Genomic DNA, 19,632 nt, shown 5'->3' on the forward strand with positions numbered 1-19,632 from the left:
GGCTCGGGGCCGATAGCGGAAGAAAGTTCCGCTAAGGCCGCCAGACGAGCTGCCGCTATCGCAGTTGGGCGCATAGGCGGATTGACACCCGGTCTGCGGCCGTGTACAGTTGAACCATGAATTCCACTGGGGGGCGCCCGCAAGGGCTGAGATAAGGCAGCGATGCCTTGGTCCCTTTGAACCTGATCTGGGTCATGCCAGCGTAGGAAAGTGGACCAATGTGCGTAGCAAGCTGCATCGGATCGCAGCGCCGCGAGCCCTCGGGCCGGGCCGCTGCAGGGCGAGTCGTTTTCCGCATTCGCGGGAAGCGTTCGTTCATTGTCCGCCCATGCAGTCCGAAGCTGCTCGTTTTGGCCGCTCCCGACGGGGCGGCTTTTTTTGCATCGCATGCACAGGAGCCGCGTCTCGTAAGGAGCGCCATTGCAGGCTTATTGTTTCCGTAGACGGCGGAATCCGGCTATGGGCGCGATTTGCCTCCAGCAGCCTCGTCCGGCCCTCATTGTGTTTCCATTTTTATCGCATAGCGCCCTTGTCGGCCTCCCGGAGGAATTCGCACGAATTCATTCCAGGGAGGTTTTTTAGCGATGACGACGATGAACCGGGCGCTGCCCGGCAGCCGCAAAGTATATGTCGCAGGGGAAGGCGGCATTCGCGTGCCGATGCGCGAGATTTCCCTCTCGGACAGCACGGCGAGAGACGGCTCCGCGCAGCCGAACGCGCCGTTGCTCGTTTACGACGCCAGCGGTCCATATACGGACGACAGCTACGAGGCCGATTTCCAAAAAAGGATTGCCGACGATCAGGGACGAATGGATCGCGGCCAGAGGGGATACGTTCGAATACGACGGAAGGGAGCCCGTGCCGTCCGACGACGGCTACCGATCCGAGGCGAGCGCCCTCGCGCAAGGCGCTCCCGCCTATCCGGGCCTCCGGCGCAGCCCGCGCCGGGCGGCGGAAGGCCGCAACGTTACGCAGCTTCACTATGCGCGCCGGGGCATCGTGACGCCCGAGATGGCCTATATCGCCGTCCGGGAAGGCATGACGCCCGAGTTCGTCCGGGACGAAGTCGCCGCCGGGCGCGCCGTCATCCCGGCCAACGTCAATCATCCGGAGTGCGAGCCGATGATCATCGGACGGCATTTTCACGTGAAGATCAACGCGAATATCGGCAATTCCGCCGTCGTCTCCTCGATCGAGGAGGAAGTGGAAAAAATGACGTGGGCGACCCGCTGGGGCGCGGATACGATCATGGATCTGTCGACGGGCAAAAACATTCACGCGACCCGCGAATGGATCGTGCGCAACGCCCCGGTTCCCGTCGGCACGGTGCCGATATACCAGGCGCTCGAAAAAGTAGGGGGACGGGCCGAAGCGCTCACCTGGGAAATTTACCGCGACACGCTGATCGAGCAAGCGGAGCAGGGCGTCGATTATTTTACGATACACGCAGGGGTGCTCTTGCGTTACATCCGGTTGACGGCAGAACGGGTGACCGGCATCGTGTCGCGCGGCGGCTCCATCATGGCGGCCTGGTGCCTGGCGCATCACGAGGAGAATTTCCTCTATACGCACTTCGAAGAGATCTGCGAGATCATGAAGGCCTACGACATCACCTTCTCGCTCGGCGACGGCCTCCGGCCGGGCTCGATCGCGGACGCCAACGACGAAGCGCAGTTCGCGGAGCTCGATACGCTCGGCGAGCTGACCCGCATCGCCTGGAAGCACGACGTCCAGGTCATGATCGAAGGGCCCGGCCACGTGCCGATGCACTTGATCAAAGAAAACGTCGACCGGCAGATGGCGGTATGCCAGGAGGCGCCCTTTTACACGCTCGGACCGCTCACGACGGACATCGCGCCCGGCTACGACCACATCACCTCGGCGATCGGCGCGGCGATGATCGGCTGGTTCGGCACGGCGATGCTATGCTACGTCACGCCGAAGGAGCATCTGGGCCTGCCGAACAAAGAGGACGTCAAGGACGGCGTCATCGCCTATAAGATCGCGGCGCATGCGGCCGATCTGGCCAAAGGCCATCCGCGGGCGAGACTGCGCGACGATGCACTGTCCAAGGCGAGGTTCGAGTTCAGATGGCGCGACCAGTTCCATCTGTCGCTCGATCCGGAGCGCGCGATGGCCTACCACGACGAGACGCTGCCGGCCGAAGGCGCGAAGACCGCCCACTTCTGCTCGATGTGCGGGCCCAAGTTTTGCAGCATGCGGATCACGCAGGATATACGCGACTATGCGGCCGCTCGCGGACTGGACGACGAGGAGGCGGTGACAACCGGGATGCGCGAACAGGCGGACGGCTTCAAGGCGGCGGGCGGCCAGCTTTATGTCTAGCGCCGAAACGTTGGCGAAGGCGCTCGGCAAAGGGCGAGCGTCTCTCGATCGAGCCGCCGTCCGGCATGACGAGCCGCCGTCCAAGTACGACCGGCAAATTCGCTTCGCGCCGATCGGCGCCGAAGGTCAGCGCTTGCTCGGTCGCTCGGCCGTCCTCGTGGCGGGCGTAGGCGCGCTCGGCTGCGCGCTCGCGCAGCAGATGGTCCGCGCGGGCATAGGTACCGTCAGGCTCGCCGATCGGGACTTCGTCGAACGCGGCAATCTGCACCGCCAGTCGCTGTTCGACGAGGCGGACGCGGCGGCGTCGACGCCAAAGGCCGTCGCTGCGGCGGCGCGTTTGCGAGCCATCAACGGCGCCGTCGGCATCGAGCCGCACGTAGTCGAGATCGGACCCGCGAATGTCGGCGCGCTGCTGGCCGGCGTGGATCTGGTGCTCGACGGCACGGACAACGCGGACACCCGTCTTTTGCTGAGCGACGCTTGCTTTGCCGAAGGCATCCCTTTCCTGTACGGCGGAGCGACGGGATCTGCCGCGAGCGCCGCGTCGCTCGTTCCCGGACATACGGCTTGCCTTCGTTGCCTGATCGGAGGGGAGGACGAAGCGGAAGCGGGAGACAACTGCGATACGGCGGGCATCGTCGGCCCGGCCGTCGAGCTGGCTGCATCCCTTCAGGCGGCGGAGGCGCTCAAGTGGCTGAGCGGGAATCGCGCCGCGTTGCGGCGAACGTGGATCACGGCGGACGTTTGGCGATTTTCGCTGCGGGAGACGAGGCTGCCGGCCGGCAGGCCGGCCTGTCCTTACTGCGGAGACGCCGACAAATCCGTCGCCAGGGAGCCGGATCGTCTCGATTCGGCGCTGGAGGCGACCGTCCTGTGCGGACGCGGCACGATCCAGGTCGCGACGGGCGGCGCGCTTGAGCCGGGAGCTTGCGCGGCGCGTTTCGCGCGGCGCGGCTGCCGCATTCTGGCCGCCAACGACTACCTGGTTCGGGCGTTGACTCCGTGCGGCGCCACGCTGGCGGCGTTCGGCGACGGCCGGGTGCTCGTGCGCGGCGCGGCGATCGTCGAAGACGATGTCGGAGAAGCGATTCGGCTATGTCGAACTTATGTGCTGGAAGGGCCGGACGAACCGGAGAAGGAGGAGCTGCATTGAGAGCGATCGAAGACTGCAAGCTGTACGTGATTACGGGCGAAACGTATCACCCCGGCAGGCCGCTCGCGGAGGTCATGGAAGCCGCGATCGCGGGCGGCGCGGATATCGTTCAGCTGCGGGACAAGGGGGGGCACGCCTGCGGATCGGCTTGCGAAAGCAAAGACGCTGCGCGCTTTGACCCGCCGCCACGGCGTGCTGTTCATCGTCAACGACGACGCCGAGCTCGCGCTCGCCGCCGATGCGGACGGCGTTCATCTCGGCCAGGCCGACCTGCCTTTGAACGAAGCGCGGCGGATCGTCGGCAAAAGCATGCTGATCGGCATTTCCACGCATGCGCTGTCGCAGGCGCTCAAGGCTGAACGCGACGGTGCGGACTATGTGGGCGTCGGCCCGGTATATCCGACGGCGACCAAGCCGGGGAGACAGGCCGTAACGACCGCCTATGTTGCCGTAGCCGCGTCGCAGCTGCGAATTCCTTTCTTCGCGATCGGCGGCATCTCGCCCGCGACGGCGGAGGAAGTGCTGGCGGCGGGAGCGCGCCGGCTATGCGCGGTGTCCGCCGTCGTCGGGCATGCCGACCCGGCGGCCGTTTGCGTCACGCTGAAGCGCAGCATTGAGCGCTGGGAGGCGGAGGATGCGCTGCGGCGTTCGCAAAGCTTGAGCATAGCCGAGAACGCTAAGCGCACAGAGGCCGCGAGGCTGGGGAAGACGGAGGAGACCTTGAATGCTCCGGCCGTCGGCACCTCCGAAGCGCCGAACGCTGCCGGCACAGGAATCCCGTTGCTGCTGAACGGCAAGCGAACCTGGTGCGAGTCCGTCTCGCTCGGCGCGCTCGCGGGCGCGCTCGGACTTGCGGGACGGCGCGTGATGGCGGAGCTGAACGGCCAGGCGGTGCCGAGGGCGGACTGGGACGCCGTCCCGCTCTGTCCGGACGATCGCGTCGAGTTCGTACAATTCGTAGGAGGCGGTTAATCGATGAACGCAGCATATTCGCCATATTCGCCGCTTCGGATCGGCGGCATTGCGCTCCGGTCCAGACTGTTTCTGGGCACGGGGCGATATCCGAGTCCAGCCGTCATGCGCGAGGCGCTGGAAGCTTCGGGCGCCCATGTCGTCACCTTCGCCGTTCGCAGAATCGACCTCGACGTGGCCGAGGACGATCCGCTGCTGGGGCAAATGGGAGGTAAGGACCTGATCTACCTGCCGAATACGTCGGGCGCGTCGACGGCGGACGAGGCGGTCCGGATCGCCCGGCTGGCGAAGGAAGCCGGCCTCGGCAATTGGGTCAAGGTGGAGATCAGCGGCCATCCGCGCCTGCTGCTTCCCGACCCGGCCGAGACGCTGCGGGCGACGGAACGCCTTGCGCGCGAGGGCTTCACCGTGCTTCCTTATACGTCCGACGATCCGATGCAGGCGCTCAGACTTGAGGAGGCGGGCGCAGCGGCGATCATGCCCGGCGGCTCGCCGATCGGCACGGGGCTGGGCATTCTCAATCCGTATCATATCGGGTGGATCGTGGAAAACGCAGGCGTGCCCGTCATCGTCGATGCCGGGCTCGGCTCGGCCGCCGACGCCGCAACAGCCATGGAACTTGGCGCCGACGGCATCCTGGTCAATACGCCGGTGGCGAAGGCGCGAGATCCCGTCGCGATGGCCGCGGCCATGCGTCTTGGCGTCGAAGCCGGATGGCTCTCGCGCCAAGCCGGCCGAATTCCGCGACGCGCGTACGCTTCGGCGAGCAGCGACGAGACCGGCGCCTTGTTCGCGGAGGCGACGTCGGCAAGGGGCGGTCGACCTTGAGGCGGACCTTGCTCGTGCTGGGCGGCGGCATCGTCGGCCTGTCCTGCGCCTTTGAAGCGCTGAAGCAAGGCTGGCGCGCGATCGTCGTCGACCGCGGCGAGATCGGCGGACAGGCATCGGGAGCGGCCGCGGGCATGCTTGCGCCTTTTTTATGAGAGCGGAGAAGGTCCCGACGCCTTTTTTCGCCTGTGCCTGGACAGCTTTGCCAGATATCCGGACTGGACGGCGGAAATCGAGGAAGCTGCCGGCATGTCGGCGGGCTTCGTCCGGTCGGGCAGCCTGCACGTCGCGCCGCGCGAGGCGGATACGCTGTCGCTGCACGGTCGGCTCGCCTGGCAAGTCCGCCACTGTCCCGGACTGGAATGGCTGGACGGAACGGACTTGCCGCGTGTCGAGCCGAGTCTGCCGCGGGGGGCTTGCGGGAGCGCTGTACTGCCCGGACGAATCGCATGTGCAGGCTCCGCTGCTGGTCAAGGCGCTGGCCGCGGCTTGCGCGCGGCTTGGCGCGCAACTGCTGCCGCAGGCAGGAGAGATGATCGCCGTCAGCCAAAGCGAAGCCGGCGGGCTCTCCGTCCGCTTCGAGGCGAGCGGCACGATCGGGGCGGACGCGCTTTGCTGCTGCCTCGGGGCCTGGAGCGGCCGGCTGTCGGACTGGCTCGGTCTGCGTATCCCCGTTCATCCGATAAGGGGGCAAATTTGCGCGTTCGATCCGGCGCCCGCCTCTCTGCGTCACATCGTGTTCGGGCCGCAGGCCTATTGGGTGAGCAAGCCCGACGGCTCGCTCGTCTGCGGCGCGTCCGAGGACGAAGCCGGCTTCGACCGGACGGTGACAGCGGGCGGCATCGGCCGGCTCGTGCGCGCGGGCGGGCGGCTGTTCCCCGCGTTGTCCGGCGCCGCGCCGGTGCGAAGCTGGGCGGGGCTGCGTCCCGCCACGCTGGACGGATGGCCGTTGATCGGCCCCGCGCCGGGCAAGCCGGGCGTGTACATCGCCGCCGGCCATTATCGCAACGGCATTTTGCTGAGCCCGGCGACGGCGGCCGCGTTCGGCCGTTGGCTGGCTGGGGGAGGCGAAGCCGGCGGCGACCCGGCTGACCAAGCGTTTCGGCCCGAACGCTTCGGCGCGTATGCGGCCGGGGAGCGCGAGGAGGCGACGCCTTCATGAGGGACGAAGCTTCGTCTTTTCCTGCCGACGCCGAGCAATGGCGCAGTTGGAGCGTCCCGGCTCGCGCCCTCACGATCGCCGGCTCCGACTCGGGCGGAAGCGCGGGCATTCAGGGCGACTTGAAAACCTTTCAGGAGCTCGGCGTATTCGGCATGAGCGTCGTCACGGCGGTTACCGCGCAAAACAGCTTGGGCGCGCAACTGGTTGAGCCGGTATCGCCTCGGCTCGTCGCGGCCCAGCTTGAGAGCGTGCTCGCCGATTTAGGCGCGGACGCGGCCAAGACGGGCATGATTCCCACGCCGGACGCGGCAGAGGCCATCGCGGGCGCGCTAAGTCGCTTCGGCGTTCATAGACTCGTGGTCGATCCGGTGCGGCTGTCCAAGGACGGCTACGCGCTGGCGGGGCGGGGCGCATTCGAAGCGACGGCGCGGTTCCTGTTCCCGCTGGCCGAGCTGGCGACGCCGAACGTGCCCGAGGCGGCCGCCCTGCTTGGCGTTCGCGAGACCGATCTCGCCTCGGTAGGCGCACGCGTCGAAGCCGCCAGGTCGCTGCTCGCATGGGGAGCTCGCCACGTGCTGCTAAAGGGCGGGCATGCCGCGGACGACGCATGCGCCGATATTTTGGTCGGCGCTGCGGACGGGGGCGCCGAGCCGCTGCTGCTGCGCGGACAGCGCCTGCCCGGGGCAAGTGCCCGCGGCACGGGCTGCGCGTTCGCCTCCGCCGCATGCGCCGCCATGGCGCGCGGGCTGGACGTGCCCGCCGCCTGCCGCGCCGCCAAGGCGTTCGTCGCCGCGGCGCTCGCGGCGAGCGTTCGGCTGGGCGCCGGGACGCCAAGCTTGAAGCATGCGGCGTGGCGCGAAGACAGGCTGTGGTCGGAAGCGTCCATCGGCGATGGAAAGTAGTGCCTACTTGCAGCTAACTGGCTCAACAGTGCGTTGAAGGCGATAAACGAGCGCGCTCCTTGCATGTTTCGGCTCTAACATCGCGTCGGCCGGCAGCCTGTCTATCGCAGGGGGGCATCGTCCCGTCTTTTCCGCGATATCGACTGTCGTGGCCGCCTCCCAGTAGCGGAGTAACCCGGAAAAACCGTGCAACTTCCGCAGAAACCGCCGCGTGGTAGTGGAGTAACTCTGAAAAACCGTGCAACTACAGCAGAAACCACCGAATGGTAGTGGAGTAACTCGGAAAAACCGTGCAATTCCTGCAAAAACGGCCACGTGGGTAGGGGAGTCACACGCAAAATTGTAAAACGCCATGCGGATAAGCGCAAAAGGTCACTAACGCCACCTCAACGACGCTCGGAAAGGTGCGGATAAGCGCAAAAGGTCACTAACGCCACCTCAACGACGCTCGGAAAGGTGCGGATAAGCGCAAAAGGTCACTAACGCCACCTCTTCGGCGCTCGGAAAGGCGCGGATAAGCGCAAAAGGACACTAACGCCACCTCTTCGGCGCTCGGAAAGGTACCGATAAGCGCAAAAGGTCACTAACGCAACGACGCTCGGAAAGGTGCGCATAAAGCGCATAAAGGCATTAACGCACTTCCTTCCTTCCTTCCTTCCTTCCTTCCTTCCTTCCTAAGCGCCATCCAAAGCAATAAACCAAAATGAGCGCTAAGGCCTGACTATGGTCACACGTTGTTTGCAAAGGTATCGGCTTTGCCCCTTTTTGCCCTCATCCGCTTGCTTGACGCGCCGCGTTCCCCTATAATAGTCTGTAATTCACAGCAATACCGATGAAATGCGACGATGGAGACAAGTAAGCAGCGCCTGCCTGATCAGGGAGGGGACGCCGAGACTGAGAGCGTGCCCGAGGAGAAGAGCTGCCGAATTTCACTCCGGAGCTGTCGCTTGAACGCCGACGACGCCAAGCCGCGCCGGCCAGTAGAGCGTACCGTCCGCGGCACGTTACGCCGTTCGAGCGGGAATTCGCGCTTGGCGACGGCGCTGCAAGAGGCAGGTTGTCGCGGGCAGGTTTCCAATTAGGGTGGTACCACGGTCCTTTCGTCCCTTTTACGGGGAGGAAGGGCCTTTTTTTGTCGGTTCGCTGCAGGGCGGGCCGGCGGATAGACCAAGCGATGAAGGAGAGAGGCGTCATGAAGGATCGGTTGGAGGCGCTGCGCGTCGAAGCGCTGGCGCAGTTGCAGGAGGTGGCCGACGCCGGCCGCCTGAACGACCTGCGCGTGCATTATCTGGGCAAAAAAGGCCAGCTCACGGAGATTCTCCGGGGGATGGGCGGACTGAGCGCCGAGGAACGGCCGGTGATCGGGCAGGTGGCCAACGACGTTCGCGCCGCCATCGAGGCCGTGCTGGCCGACAAGCAAGCCGCCTTCGACCGCGCCGAGACGGCGCGCAGGCTCGCTGCGGAGACGATCGACGTCACGCTGCCCGGCAGGAGCGTGGCGGCAGGCAGCGTCCATCCGCTGACCAAGGTGACGCAGGAGATCGAAGACATTTTTCTCGGCATGGGCTATACGATCGCGGAAGGGCCCGAGGTCGAGACCGACTATTTCAACTTCGAGGCGCTGAACCTGCCGAAGGATCACCCGGCGCGGGACATGCAGGATTCCTTTTATATCACGGACGAGATTTTGCTGCGCACGCATACATCTCCCGTACAGATCCGCGCGATGAAAAACGCGGACGGCGCGACGCCGCTCAAGGTCATCTGCCCGGGCCGCGTCTATCGACGCGACGACGACGACGCGACGCATTCGTTCATGTTCCACCAGATCGAAGGGCTGGTCGTCGGCCCCGACATCCGCATGAGCGACCTGAAGGGCACGCTGCTCCAGTTCGTCCAGGCCATGTACGGCCCGCAGGTGCAGATTCGCCTTCGTCCGAGCTTCTTCCCGTTCACCGAGCCGAGCGCCGAGGTCGACGTCACGTGCACGCAGTGCGGCGGACAGGGCTGCCGGATGTGCAAGCATTCGGGCTGGATCGAGATTCTCGGCTGCGGCATGGTCCATCCGAAGGTGCTCGAGCACGGCGGCTTCGATCCGGAGAAGGTGTCGGGCTTCGCCTTCGGGATGGGCGTCGAGCGCATCGCGCTGCTGAAGTACGACATCGACGATATTCGTCACTTCTATAACAACGATCTGAGATTCCTCGGGCAGTTCGCCCGCATGTGACGGCCAAGGCCGGTAGATTAGCGAAGGTGGAAAAGGAAGGAGCGGTATAACGCGTGAACGTATCCTATCAATGGTTAAGCGAATATATCGATCTCGGCGGCATCGAGCCGCAGGAGCTCGCCGAACTGCTCACGAGAGGCGGCATCGAGATCGACGGCGTCGTCTCGCGCAATGCGGGCGTCACGAACACGGTCGTCGGCTATGTATTGGAAAAGGAAAAGCACCCGGACGCGGACAAGCTGAACGTGTGCAAAATCGATGCGGGCACCGGCGAAACGCTGCAAATCGTCTGCGGCGCGCCGAACGTCGCCGCCGGGCAGAAGGTGCCGGTCGCGCTCGTCGGCGCGAAGCTGCCGGGCGATCTGCAGATCAAGCGCGCCAAGCTGCGCGGCGTCGAATCGCAGGGCATGATCTGCTCCGCCAGGGAGCTCGGCATCAACGACAAGCTGCTGCCGAAGGAGCTGCAGGAGGGCATCCTCGTGCTGCCAGCGGATACGGCGGTGGGCACGGATATCGCCGACCTGCTCGGCCTGAACGATTCGGTGCTGGAGCTCGATCTGACGCCCAACCGTTCGGACTGCCTGAGCTTGCTGGGCGTCGCCTACGAGACCGCCGCGCTGACCGGCCGGCCGCTCGCGCTGCCGGAGCCGGACAAGGCGCTGCTCCCGTCGGCGGACAAGACGGCGGATGCGATCGCGGTCGCCATCGAATCGGCGGAGGCTTGCAGCCACTACGCGATGCGCGTCGTGAAGGGCGTCAAGATCGGTCCTTCCCCGCTTTGGCTGCAAAACCGGTTGATCGCCGCCGGCATCCGGCCGATCAGCAACGTCGTCGACGTCACCAACTTCGTCATGCTGGAGTACGGACAGCCGCTGCACGCGTTCGATGCGGCCAAGGTCAAGGGCGCCGTCCGCGTTCGTTTCGCCCGCGAAGGCGAGACGCTGGTCACGCTTGACGGTCAGGCGCGCAAGCTCGAGCCGCATATGCCGGTCATCGCCGACGACGAGCGCGCCATCGCGCTCGCCGGCGTCATGGGCGGCCTCGATACCGAAGTGACGCCGGACACGGTCGACATCCTGCTCGAATCCGCCAGGTTCGCCGGCGCCCCGGTTCGCAAGACGTCGCGCCAGCTGGGCCTGCGATCCGAGGCATCGGCCCGCTTCGAGAAAGGCGTCGACCCCGAGCGCGTGCGCGGCGCGCTGGACCGCGCGGCTTCGCTGATCGCGCAGACGGCGGGCGGACGGGTGACCGACGGCGTCGCAGAGGTGCGTCTCGCCTCGCCGGAGCCTGCCGTCATCGAGCTGTCGCTCGACCGGATCAACCGGATGCTGGGCACGTCGCTGTCCGCGCTCGAAGCGAAGACGATCTGGTCGCGGCTCCAGTTCGCCGCAGAGCCTGCGGGCGAAGGCGCATGGCGGATCACCGTGCCCTCGCGCCGCGGCGATATCACCCGCGGGGTAGACCTGATCGAGGAGGTCGCTCGTCTCAACGGCTACGACCGCATCCCGACGACCCGCATCGAAGGACCGACGACGACGGGCGCGCTCACCAAGCCCCAGGCGATCCGCAGAGAGCTTCGCAAGCTGCTGTCCGAAGCGGGACTCAGCGAGGCCGTGACCTACTCCGTCACCTCGTCCGGCAGGGCCGCGCTGTTCCCCGAGCTGTCCGGGGCTGCCGAAGGCATGCGGCCGATCGGTTTGGCGATGCCGATGAGCGAGGAGCGCAGCGCGCTGCGCGCGACGCTGCTGCCGAATCTGCTCGAGGCCGCCGCCTACAACAAGTCCCGCCGCAACGCGAGCGCCGCGGTATTCGAGATCGCGAGCGTGTACCATTCTGCGGAAGAGAAGCTGACGACACTGCCCGCGGAGCACCCGAGGCTCGCCTTTTTGCTGACGGGCAACCGAATCGGGGCAGGCTGGAACCAGACGGCGACCGCCTACGACTTCTACGATGCGAAAGGCATCGTCGAGAAGCTGCTGGCGAGGCTCGGCCTGGCCGGCGCGGTCCGCTTCGAGCAGGCGCAGCCCGGGGATTTCCATCCGGGCCGCACGGCGGCGTTGAAGCTGGCGACCGCGTCCGGCGAAGAGATTATCGGCTATGTCGGGCAGCTGCATCCGGAGCTCCAACGCGAGTTCGACCTGGGCGACGCCTATGCCGCCGAGATCGAGTTGAAGCCGCTGTACGAAGCTGCGGATTCCCGAATCGTATACAGCACGCTGCCGCGGTTCCCGTCCGCCGAGCGGGACTTGGCCGTCGTCGTCGACGGATCGGTGCCGGGCGCGTCCCTGGTCGAAGCCGCGCGGCAGGCGGCGGGCGAGTGGCTCGAGTCCGTCCGCGTGTTCGACGTCTATGCGGGCGAGCGTCTCGGCGCAGGCAAAAAGAGCGTGGCGCTCTCGCTCGTCTATCGTCATCCGGACCGCACGCTGAACGACGAGGAGATCGCCGAAGCGCAGCAGTCCGTCGTGGCCCGGCTGGAACAATCTTTCAGCGCGGAGCTTCGCAAATAAGCAGGAAACGGCGCAAAGCGCAGCGAATACATCAGAACGCGAATAGCGGGCTGATCGACGTTCGCTGCGATTTTGCTTAAGTTGGAACGTGGGAGGAATAACCGTGAATGCTGACGACAAGACACGCGTAACGGTTGACATATACGGCACGCAATACACGTTGACCGGACATACCAGCAGCGAATACATGAAGCGGGTAGCGCTGCTCGTGAGCGATCAGATGCACAAGATCGCGAGCGGCTCGCCTCGGCTCGATCTGGCGAGGCTCGGCGTGCTCGCTTCGGTTAACATGGCCGACGAGCTCATGCGCATCCGCCGGGAAAACGAGCGCCTCCTTCACGAGGAAATCGAACGCAAGCGGCTGTCCGCCGAGATCGAGACGCTGTTGGCCGACTGGGACAAGCACAAGGCCGAGAGCGCCGCGGCGCTTGCGGATGCGGAACGGGATTTCGCCGAGCGGCAGGCCGATCTCAAGCAAAGATCCGAGGAGGCCGTCGCGGAAGCGACGGCCAAGGCGGGCGAGGAGCGCGAACGCCTGCGCAGCGTCCATCAAGCCGAGCTCGACCGGATCATGGCCGACCACGCGGCCGAGACCGAGCTTTATGCCGAAGAGGCCGAATCGCTTCGGGCGGCGCATGCGTCGGAGCTTGAACGTCGTACGTCAAGCCATGAGGCGGAGCTCGCGAGCTTGAAGTCCGCGCAGCGCGGCGAGCTTGAGCGTCTAGAAGCCGCGCACGCGTCGGCGCTTGCGAGGGTCCAGGCGGCGCATGCGGAGGAACTGGAGCAGGCGACCGCGTCGCTGCGCGCCGAGGCGGATGCCGCAGAAGCGCGTCACGCGGCCGAGCTTGAAAGCGTCGTCTCGGATCATGCCGCCGAGCTGGATCGACTTCGGGCCGACCACGCGGCCGAGGCCGAGCTGTTCGCGGAGGAGAACGATTCCCTCAGGCAGGCGCATGCTTCGGCGCTGTCCGAACTTCAATCCGCGCATGCGGAGGAGCTCGGACGCATCCGCGCGGCGCAAGAAGCCGAACTTGAGCGGACTCGGGCGAAACTCGAGGCGGAGCTTCGCGACGAACGCGTCTCGCGCGCCGAAGAGCTGGAATCGCTGCGCGCTGCGCATGCGGCCGAGCTCGTGACGCTGAATAGCGGGCACGAGCGGACCTTGGCCGAGCGGACGGAGCGGCACGACGAAGCGCTGCGCACGATGCGTCAAGGCTACGAGGACGAGCTGGCGCTGCTGCTGGAGGGCAAGCAGGAGGAACTGCAGCAGTTGACGCTGACGCTGGAGACCGCGCTGCGGGAACGCGAAGAGATTCGCGCGCGCATGCAGGATGCGCTGGATGCGGCGCTTAGCGAGGCCGAGGAACGCGTCGGATCGCTCCAAGCGCGTCACGCCGCGGAGCTGGCCGGCCTCGAGGCGCGCCAGGCCGAAGAGCGAGAGCGCGCCGAAGCGGCGCGCGCCTCCGAGCTTGCGGCGCTTAAGGCCGCCCATTCGGACGATCTGGAGCGACTCTCCGCCGGACATGGCGACGAGCTCGAGGAGCTCAGGCTGGAGCTCGCGCTTGAGCGCGAAGCCCGCGAGACGGAAGGCGCCGCGGCCGGCGCGAAGCTGGCCGAAGCGCTGGAGCGCGCGACGGCCGAACGCGAAGCCGCGGTCGCCAAGCTTCGCGCCGAGCATGCCGAACAGCTCGATCGCGCGCGCGCGGCGAGCCGGGACGAAGCCGCGCGCCTGCAGGCCGCGCACCAAGCGGAGCTGGAGACGCTGAAGGGCGAGAGCCTGGACGCGCTCGAAGCCGTCAAGAGCGAGAGCAGGGACGCGCTGGAGGCGGCGAAGGCCGAACTGGGCGGCGAACTCGAAGCCGCCAGGGCGACGGTGGAGCGGCTGCATGCGCAGCTGGCCGAGCAGATGTCGGCAGCCAGGCAGGCGGTGGCGGCGGCGGAAGCCGGCTTCGACGAGGAGCGCCGCGCGCTGGCCGAGCGCCTGGAGGCATCCGCGAAGGAGGCGGAGGCCGCCAGGCAGGCGGAGGAAGCGGCGAAGCAGGAAGCGGATGCGTCGAAGCAGGATGCGGAGTCGGCGAGGCGGCGGATCGAGGCCGAAGCGCAGCGGTTTGCGGCGGAGCGCGAGCAATCGGCTGCGCAGACGGAGCGCCAACTGGCAGAAGCCGAGGCGCGTCTGGAGGCGCGTTTGCGAGAGGCGGACGAGGCGGCGGAACGGCGTCTTGCGGAAGCGAGGGCGGAGGCCGCGGCCGAACGCGCCGCCGCCGCGAAGGAGGCGGCGGCGCCGCTTGAAGCCGAGCTTGCCGCGGCGCGCGGCGCCGCGGACGACGCGCGTCTGGAGCTGGAGCTGCAGCTGGAAGAAAACGCCGAGGCGCTGACGCGTCTGCGCGCGGCTCAGGCAGAGGAGCTGGCGAGCCTTCGCGAAGCGCAAAGCGAGGAGCTGGCGAAGCTGCGCGCGGCGCGGGACGAGGAATCGGCGCGCCTTGCCGCCGAACGCGAGGCAGCCGTGAAGGAAGCGGTAGCGCCGCTTGAAGCCGAGCTGGCAGCGGCGCGCAGCGCTGCGGACGAAGCGCGTCTTGCGCTGGAGCTGCAGCGCGAAGAAAGCGCCGAGGCGCTGGCAAGCCTGCGCGCGGCGCAGGACGAAGAGCTGTCGAAGCTTCGCGCGGCGCAGGACGAAGAGCTGTCGAAGCTTCGCGCACAGCGGGCTGACGAGCTGTCTCGCCTTGAAGTCCGGCGCGAGGCGGCGCTGAAGGAGGCCGTAACGCCGCTCGAGGCCGAGCTTGCCGCCGCGCGCAATGCGCTGGACGACGCGCGTCTGGAGCTGGAGCTGCAGCGCGAAGAGAGCGGCGAGGAGCTGGCGCGGCTGGTCGCCGCGCAACGCGAGGAATTGACGCGTTTGCAGGCGGCCAAGGACGAAGAGCTGTCGAAGCTTCGTGCAGCGCAAGCCGAACAATTGTCGAGGCTTGCCGCAGAACGCGAGGCCGCGCTCAAGGAGGCGTCCGCGCCGCTCGAGGCCGAGCTTGCCGCCGCGCGCAGCGCCGCGGACGAAGCGCGTCTTGCTTTGGAGCTCCAGCGCGAAGAGAGCGGTGAAGAGCTGGCGAGACTGGTTGCGGCGCAGCGCGACGAACTGACGCGCCTGCAAGCCGCAAGGGACGAGGCGCTGTCGAGCCTTCGCGCGGCGCAAGCGGAGGAACTGTCCGCCTTGCGCGAAGCGCAGGCCGAAGAGCAAGCGCGGCTCCGTGCCGCGCACGAGGAAGCGCAGCGCCGAGCCGTGGCCGAGGCCGAAGCCGGCGCTGCGACCGGCCGTCAATCGCTCGAGGAGGAGCTGCGCGTGACGCAGGAACTGTACGAGGCCGAGCTGAAGCAGGCGCTCGACAGCCGCGACGCCGCCCAGGCAGACGCCGAGGCAGCCCGCGAAGCGCACGACCAGTTCCAGGCCCGCTGGTCCGAGCGAGAGCGCGAATGGCAGGCGCAGCGCGCCAAGCTCGAAGACGAAGCGCAATCGCTGCGAGCCTCCGCGGAGCAGCGGCTTCAGGCCGCCGCGGCGCGGGAAACGGAGCTGGCGGAGGCGGAAAAGGCGGCAACCGAGCGCCTGCGCGACGAAGCCGACGCGCGCGAAGCCGCGGAGCGCGAGGCGAACCGGCTGAAGGAACTGGCGGACGAGCTCGCGGAGCGCGAGCAGATCGCTGCGGATTCGATCCGGCAGCTTCAGCGGCGGGCACAGGAGGCGGCGCGGGAACGCGATGCCGCCGCCGAGCGTCTCGAGGCGCTCGAGAGCAAGCTTCGCCAGACCGCCGGCGAGCAGCAGCGCGAACGGGAATCGCTGCTACGGGCCGACGAGGAGCTTAAGTATGCCCGCGAGCAGGCAGCTGCCGCAGTCGCGCTCCAGGCCGAACGCGACGCGCTGGCGCAGCAGCTTCAGGCTGTCGCCGAAGCCGAGCCGGACCCGGCCGACGGCGCGGAGACGAAGCGGCTGACGCAGGAACTCGAGCGCATACGCGGCGAGCACGAGGCGCTTAAGGTCGAGTATCACAAGCTGCAGATCGAATACAACGAGTGGATCGATATGCTCGAAGAACATACGTAAAGCTCGCCGGCGCATCGATGTCCGAAGCGCCCGCGAACGTAAATCGCCCCTCCGAACGGATCAGATCCGGACGGAGGGGCGATTTTTTTTATTCTGCTTATTCTACGATCAGCTTGGCCTTCATTTTCAAATGCCCTTCTCCGCATACGATGCTGCATTTGATCGTATAGGTGCCGGCCGCCAGCGTCGCGACCTTGGATTTTTTTGCCGTTGCTCAACTTGACGCCCGCCTTTTCGATCTCGATGCCGTGCGCGCCCTGCTCGTTTTCGAGCGTGTAGCGAATCGGCGTATCCTTCGGCACCTTGTACTCGGCCTGGTCGAACTGCCAGTTGGTGGCGCGGATGATCAAATCCTGCGAAGCGACGGCCGTCTCCTGCCCCGCGTTTTCGTCGTTTTTGGCGCCGCAAGCGGCGAGCGCGCCCGTCAGCGCGAGCGCGACCAAGGCGGCGGCTATTTTTTTGCGCATATGTATTCCCCCATCCCATGATTGCCGGGTATGAGCGGGTCATGCCCAGACTTTTCTATATTAGCATATCCTGTCGCCAGGATAAAAACGGAAAGGTCCGCCCCGCTTCGCTCCTAAAGGGCATGTCCGAAATCGGCATGGCCAACGTCCGAAACGGGCATGGTCAAAGTCGGGCGCGTCCCCTATAATGTGTGATAACGATTCTCATTTTCACATAAGGGGCGTTATCGAATGTTTGCAAGTACGAAGAAATGGCGGCCGGCCATCGTAATCATGTTCGCGTTCATGCTGCTGGCGGGCTGCGGAAGCGAATCCGATGCGGGAACCAAGAACGAAGCTTCGAAAACGGCAGGTTCGTCTCCGGCCGCCGGCGAGGCCGAAACGATCGTATACAAAGACGCGCTGGATAGAGAAGTCACGATTCCGGCGCATCCGCAGCGGATCGTTACGACGCAATATTTGTCCGAGCTGCTGGCGATTGGCGTCAAGCCGATCGGCGTCGTGACGCATATGCTCACCGGGTCCGTATCGGCGAAGGAAGAGCTCGAAGGCATCGAAGATATCGGCCCCGCCAACAATATCAATCTTGAAAAGACGCTCGAACTGCGGCCGGACCTTATCATCGCCGCGGACTGGGATAAGGATCAGCTGGACAAGCTGCAGGCGATCGCCCCGACGGTCGTGGTAGCCTGGGAAGGGAAGGACGCCTTCGCGCACCTGGACCAAGTCGCCGCCTTGCTCGACAAGACCGAGATAGCCAAGGATTGGAGAAAAGCATTCGACAAAAAAGCCGCCGCCGCTTCGGAAAAACTGAAGGCGTTCGTCAAGCCCGGCGAAACGTTCGGTGTCGTCGTCATCGGCGGCTACGAAAAAGGACAGCTGAGAGTTTACGGTCCCGGCAACGTCGGCTATACGTTATTCGACGTGCTCGGCTTTCCGATGACGGACGTCGTCAAGCGGGAATGGGACAAGGGCGGACATGAATTGGGCATTCGGCTTTCATTGGAGAAGCTGCCCGAATTCGCTTCGGCCGATCGTCTTTTCCTCGTCAAATTCGACAACGATCCGGATTTTACGGACGAAGTGATGAACAGCGCGCTGTGGAAAAAGCTGCCGGCCGTTCAAAGCGGTCATGTTTACGAGGTAAGCGATACGCTATGGTTTTCCTATAACGCGCTGTCCTTCGACAAGCAGCTGGACGATGCGGTTCGTCTGCTTGCCGAATAATCCAATAGAAGACGAAGATCGTTCCCCCCCCTCGGGAAGGATCTTCCTGCATGTCGGGAGGTGAGGTCATGACAACGCCAAAATCCGTTACTGCCGCGGCGGCCCGGCTTCCGTTTTTTTATCGCTGGACCGATATCGTCCGGATCGAAGCTTCGGCGGGAGAACCGGCGGCGCTGCCGATTCATCCGGCCTTCACGCTGCTGGCGGTAGAATCCGGAGAAATGAAGCTCATCGACGCGCGCGGCCTGTGCTTGGGCGAGTTGTCCGCAGGCGATCTGTGCGTGACCGACGGGAACATTCGCATCCAATCCGACGCCAAAGCGGGAGCGGGGGGCCGGTGGGAACGGTTATGCCGTCGCCTTCGCGTCGCTGTCGCTTGGCGTGACCGAACCCGAAGCTGGCATCATGGCACCCGGAGTCGCCGAACTGCTTTTAAATACGCGCCTGCGCGTCCAACCGCAAGCGTTCGGATGGATTCGCGAATTGTATGCGCTCCGCGATACCGCGGACCTGTCGGGCATGTATCGCGCCCATGCGGGATTTCAGCGACTGATGGTTAACGTGATCGAAGCGGGAAACGCCGTCGCGATGGCGCCCGAGCGAACCGATTGCCGCGATGCGGTGAACGCGACGCTCGCTCGAATGGAGGCACAGCCCGGCTTGGCCTGGACGATGGATCGGCTGGCGCGCGAAGCGGGGTGCTCGGCGCGCCAATACGCCAGAATTTTTAAGTCGCTGACCGGAAACAGTCCGATCAAGCATCTGACGGGGCTTCGGATGGCCGAGGCCAAGCGCAGGCTGGCGACCGAAGAAGCGTCGCTGGCAAACCTTTCGGGCTCGCTCGGATTTACGGACCCTTTCCACTTCAGCCGGGTCTTTAAGCGCCACGAAGGACTGGCGCCGAGCGTATACGCGCGCGCCAGGCGCCAGGGCGCGCGAATCGTGGCGTTTCAATATCTCGGGGAGCTGCTCGCGCTCGGCCTCAAGCCGCTTGGAGCGCCTACCGCGTTGATGGATTGCCGTTATTTCGCCTCTCGCATCCGGGGGGATCGCCTCTACGGGAGGTTCCGTCGTAGAGCCGGATCTCGCGCGGGTCCGGGCGCTCGCGCCCGAGCTGATCCTCACTTTCGACGGCCATCATTATGAGCGGTATGCCGGCATCTCCGATACGTTGAATTTATCATGGTCGTTGTCGCCGGAAGCCCGGCTGATCGCCGTAGCCGACAAGCTGGGCAAGCAGGAAGAAGCGGCGCGCTGGCTGGCGGCCTTTCGCAAAAGATCCGAGGAGACGGCCGAACGGCTCGGTCCCGGACCCGGCGGCGCGCGCACGGTTACGTTCATCTGGACGAACGGACTGCCCGAGTCCGTCCAAGTCTACAAGGAGGCGGGCCTGATGCGGCATCTCGGCTGGCGTTCGCCAAAGGCGGTAGGCGAAAGGCAGACCGGAGACCGCAGTCTTTTCAAATTCGACATCCCGTCGGACATTTGCCGCATTACTCGGGAGAGGCGCTGTTTGTCGTCGTCGGTTCGGACAAGCGATCCCGGCTGCAGTTCGAGCGCCTCCGGCAGAGCGCGCTGTGGTCGGAGCTGGAAGCCGTACGCCGGAGGCAGGTGTACGTATTGGGGCAGGAATGGCTGCGCGACGATCCCCTGTCGCTCGAGGGACAATTGCTCGAGCTGCCTGCTATCGTGAAAAAACCTCGCGTCCTCCTTTAACGGAGTCGCGAGGTTTTTGGCTTGCATGGACGGACGTCCGC

General features: G+C 65.7%; 13 protein-coding genes, 1 pseudogene and 1 riboswitch. Of the genes and pseudogenes, 13 read left to right on the forward strand and 1 reads right to left on the reverse strand.

Going from position 1 to position 19,632, the window contains the following annotated elements; all coding sequences use genetic code 11:
• Positions 1-118: 118 nt before the first annotated feature.
• Positions 119-226, forward strand: a riboswitch (TPP riboswitch).
• 358 nt (positions 227-584) lie between these two features.
• The 10 genes and pseudogenes from thiC (at position 585) to zapA (ending at position 16,181) form a co-directional block, all read left to right on the forward strand.
• Positions 585-2,346, forward strand: a pseudogene (gene thiC, locus OMP40_RS04455) (phosphomethylpyrimidine synthase ThiC).
• The gene (locus OMP40_RS04460) at positions 2,339-3,499 is read left to right on the forward strand and encodes a ThiF family adenylyltransferase (RefSeq protein WP_277529486.1); all 1,161 of its coding nucleotides are present in this window, start codon (positions 2,339-2,341) and stop codon (positions 3,497-3,499) included. Before thiC ends, OMP40_RS04460 begins: the two are co-directional and overlap by 8 nt.
• 174 nt (positions 3,500-3,673) lie before the next feature.
• On the forward strand, positions 3,674-4,471 hold the full coding sequence (gene thiE / locus OMP40_RS39745) for a thiamine phosphate synthase (protein ID WP_338131024.1): 798 nt from the start codon (positions 3,674-3,676) through the stop codon (positions 4,469-4,471).
• A 3-nt stretch (positions 4,472-4,474) separates the two neighbouring features.
• Complete coding sequence (locus OMP40_RS04475) at positions 4,475-5,299, forward strand: thiazole synthase (protein WP_277529487.1); 825 nt, start codon at positions 4,475-4,477, stop codon at positions 5,297-5,299.
• Positions 5,296-5,454, forward strand: a complete 159-nt coding sequence (locus OMP40_RS04480; protein WP_277529489.1) for an FAD-dependent oxidoreductase — start codon at positions 5,296-5,298, stop codon at positions 5,452-5,454. Before OMP40_RS04475 ends, OMP40_RS04480 begins: the two co-directional genes overlap by 4 nt.
• A 233-nt stretch (positions 5,455-5,687) precedes the next feature.
• Positions 5,688-6,461 (forward strand): FAD-dependent oxidoreductase, encoded by a 774-nt coding sequence (locus tag OMP40_RS04485; RefSeq protein WP_277529491.1) that lies wholly within the window; start codon positions 5,688-5,690, stop codon positions 6,459-6,461.
• Positions 6,458-7,363: a bifunctional hydroxymethylpyrimidine kinase/phosphomethylpyrimidine kinase gene (thiD, locus tag OMP40_RS04490; RefSeq protein ID WP_277529493.1), complete on the forward strand. Its 906-nt coding sequence runs from the start codon at positions 6,458-6,460 to the stop codon at positions 7,361-7,363. The genes OMP40_RS04485 and thiD overlap by 4 nt, the downstream gene beginning before the upstream one ends.
• Positions 7,364-8,555: 1,192 nt before the next feature.
• On the forward strand, positions 8,556-9,590 hold the full coding sequence (gene pheS, locus OMP40_RS04495; protein ID WP_277529495.1) for a phenylalanine--tRNA ligase subunit alpha: 1,035 nt from the start codon (positions 8,556-8,558) through the stop codon (positions 9,588-9,590).
• A 53-nt stretch (positions 9,591-9,643) separates the two neighbouring features.
• Positions 9,644-12,097, forward strand: coding sequence for a phenylalanine--tRNA ligase subunit beta (gene pheT, locus OMP40_RS04500; protein WP_277529497.1), 2,454 nt, complete (start codon positions 9,644-9,646; stop codon positions 12,095-12,097).
• 103 nt (positions 12,098-12,200) lie between these two features.
• Positions 12,201-16,181 carry a cell division protein ZapA gene (gene zapA, locus OMP40_RS04505; RefSeq protein ID WP_277529499.1) on the forward strand — a complete coding sequence of 1,327 codons (3,981 nt, stop codon included), beginning with the start codon at positions 12,201-12,203 and terminating at the stop codon, positions 16,179-16,181.
• On the opposite strand, the gene OMP40_RS04510 is transcribed toward zapA, so the two are convergent.
• Positions 16,124-16,648, reverse strand: coding sequence for a hypothetical protein (locus tag OMP40_RS04510; protein WP_277529501.1), 525 nt, complete (start codon positions 16,646-16,648; stop codon positions 16,124-16,126). The genes zapA and OMP40_RS04510 overlap by 58 nt on opposite strands.
• Before the next feature lie 231 nt (positions 16,649-16,879).
• On the opposite strand from OMP40_RS04510, the gene OMP40_RS04515 reads away from it, so the two are divergent.
• The 3 genes from OMP40_RS04515 to OMP40_RS04525 all read left to right on the forward strand — a co-directional run bounded on the left by OMP40_RS04515 (position 16,880) and on the right by OMP40_RS04525 (position 19,568).
• Positions 16,880-17,875, forward strand: coding sequence for an ABC transporter substrate-binding protein (locus tag OMP40_RS04515; RefSeq protein WP_277529503.1), 996 nt, complete (start codon positions 16,880-16,882; stop codon positions 17,873-17,875).
• A gap of 405 nt (positions 17,876-18,280) precedes the next feature.
• Positions 18,281-19,021 (forward strand): helix-turn-helix domain-containing protein, encoded by a 741-nt coding sequence (locus OMP40_RS04520; RefSeq protein ID WP_277529504.1) that lies wholly within the window; start codon positions 18,281-18,283, stop codon positions 19,019-19,021.
• Positions 19,022-19,046: 25 nt separating this feature from the next.
• Positions 19,047-19,568 (forward strand): ABC transporter substrate-binding protein, encoded by a 522-nt coding sequence (locus tag OMP40_RS04525; protein WP_277529506.1) that lies wholly within the window; start codon positions 19,047-19,049, stop codon positions 19,566-19,568.
• The last annotated feature ends 64 nt before the right edge of the window (positions 19,569-19,632 follow it).

This window comes from Cohnella rhizosphaerae, assembly GCF_029525575.1.
Taxonomy (GTDB): domain Bacteria; phylum Bacillota; class Bacilli; order Paenibacillales; family Paenibacillaceae; genus Cohnella; species Cohnella rhizosphaerae.

What these genes read in the sequence shown, in the direction of transcription:
- OMP40_RS04460 (WP_277529486.1), top strand. Translation starts at nt 2,339, where the DNA reads ATGTCTAGCGCCGAAACGTTGGCGAAGGCGCTCGGCAAAGGGCGAGCG.
- thiD (WP_277529493.1), top strand. Translation starts at nt 6,458, where the DNA reads ATGAGGGACGAAGCTTCGTCTTTTCCTGCCGACGCCGAGCAATGGCGC.
- OMP40_RS04475 (WP_277529487.1), top strand. Translation starts at nt 4,475, where the DNA reads ATGAACGCAGCATATTCGCCATATTCGCCGCTTCGGATCGGCGGCATT.
- pheS (WP_277529495.1), top strand. Translation starts at nt 8,556, where the DNA reads ATGAAGGATCGGTTGGAGGCGCTGCGCGTCGAAGCGCTGGCGCAGTTG.
- OMP40_RS04510 (WP_277529501.1), bottom strand. Translation starts at nt 16,648, where the DNA reads ATGCGCAAAAAAATAGCCGCCGCCTTGGTCGCGCTCGCGCTGACGGGC.
- OMP40_RS04515 (WP_277529503.1), top strand. Translation starts at nt 16,880, where the DNA reads ATGTTTGCAAGTACGAAGAAATGGCGGCCGGCCATCGTAATCATGTTC.
- OMP40_RS04520 (WP_277529504.1), top strand. Translation starts at nt 18,281, where the DNA reads ATGGCACCCGGAGTCGCCGAACTGCTTTTAAATACGCGCCTGCGCGTC.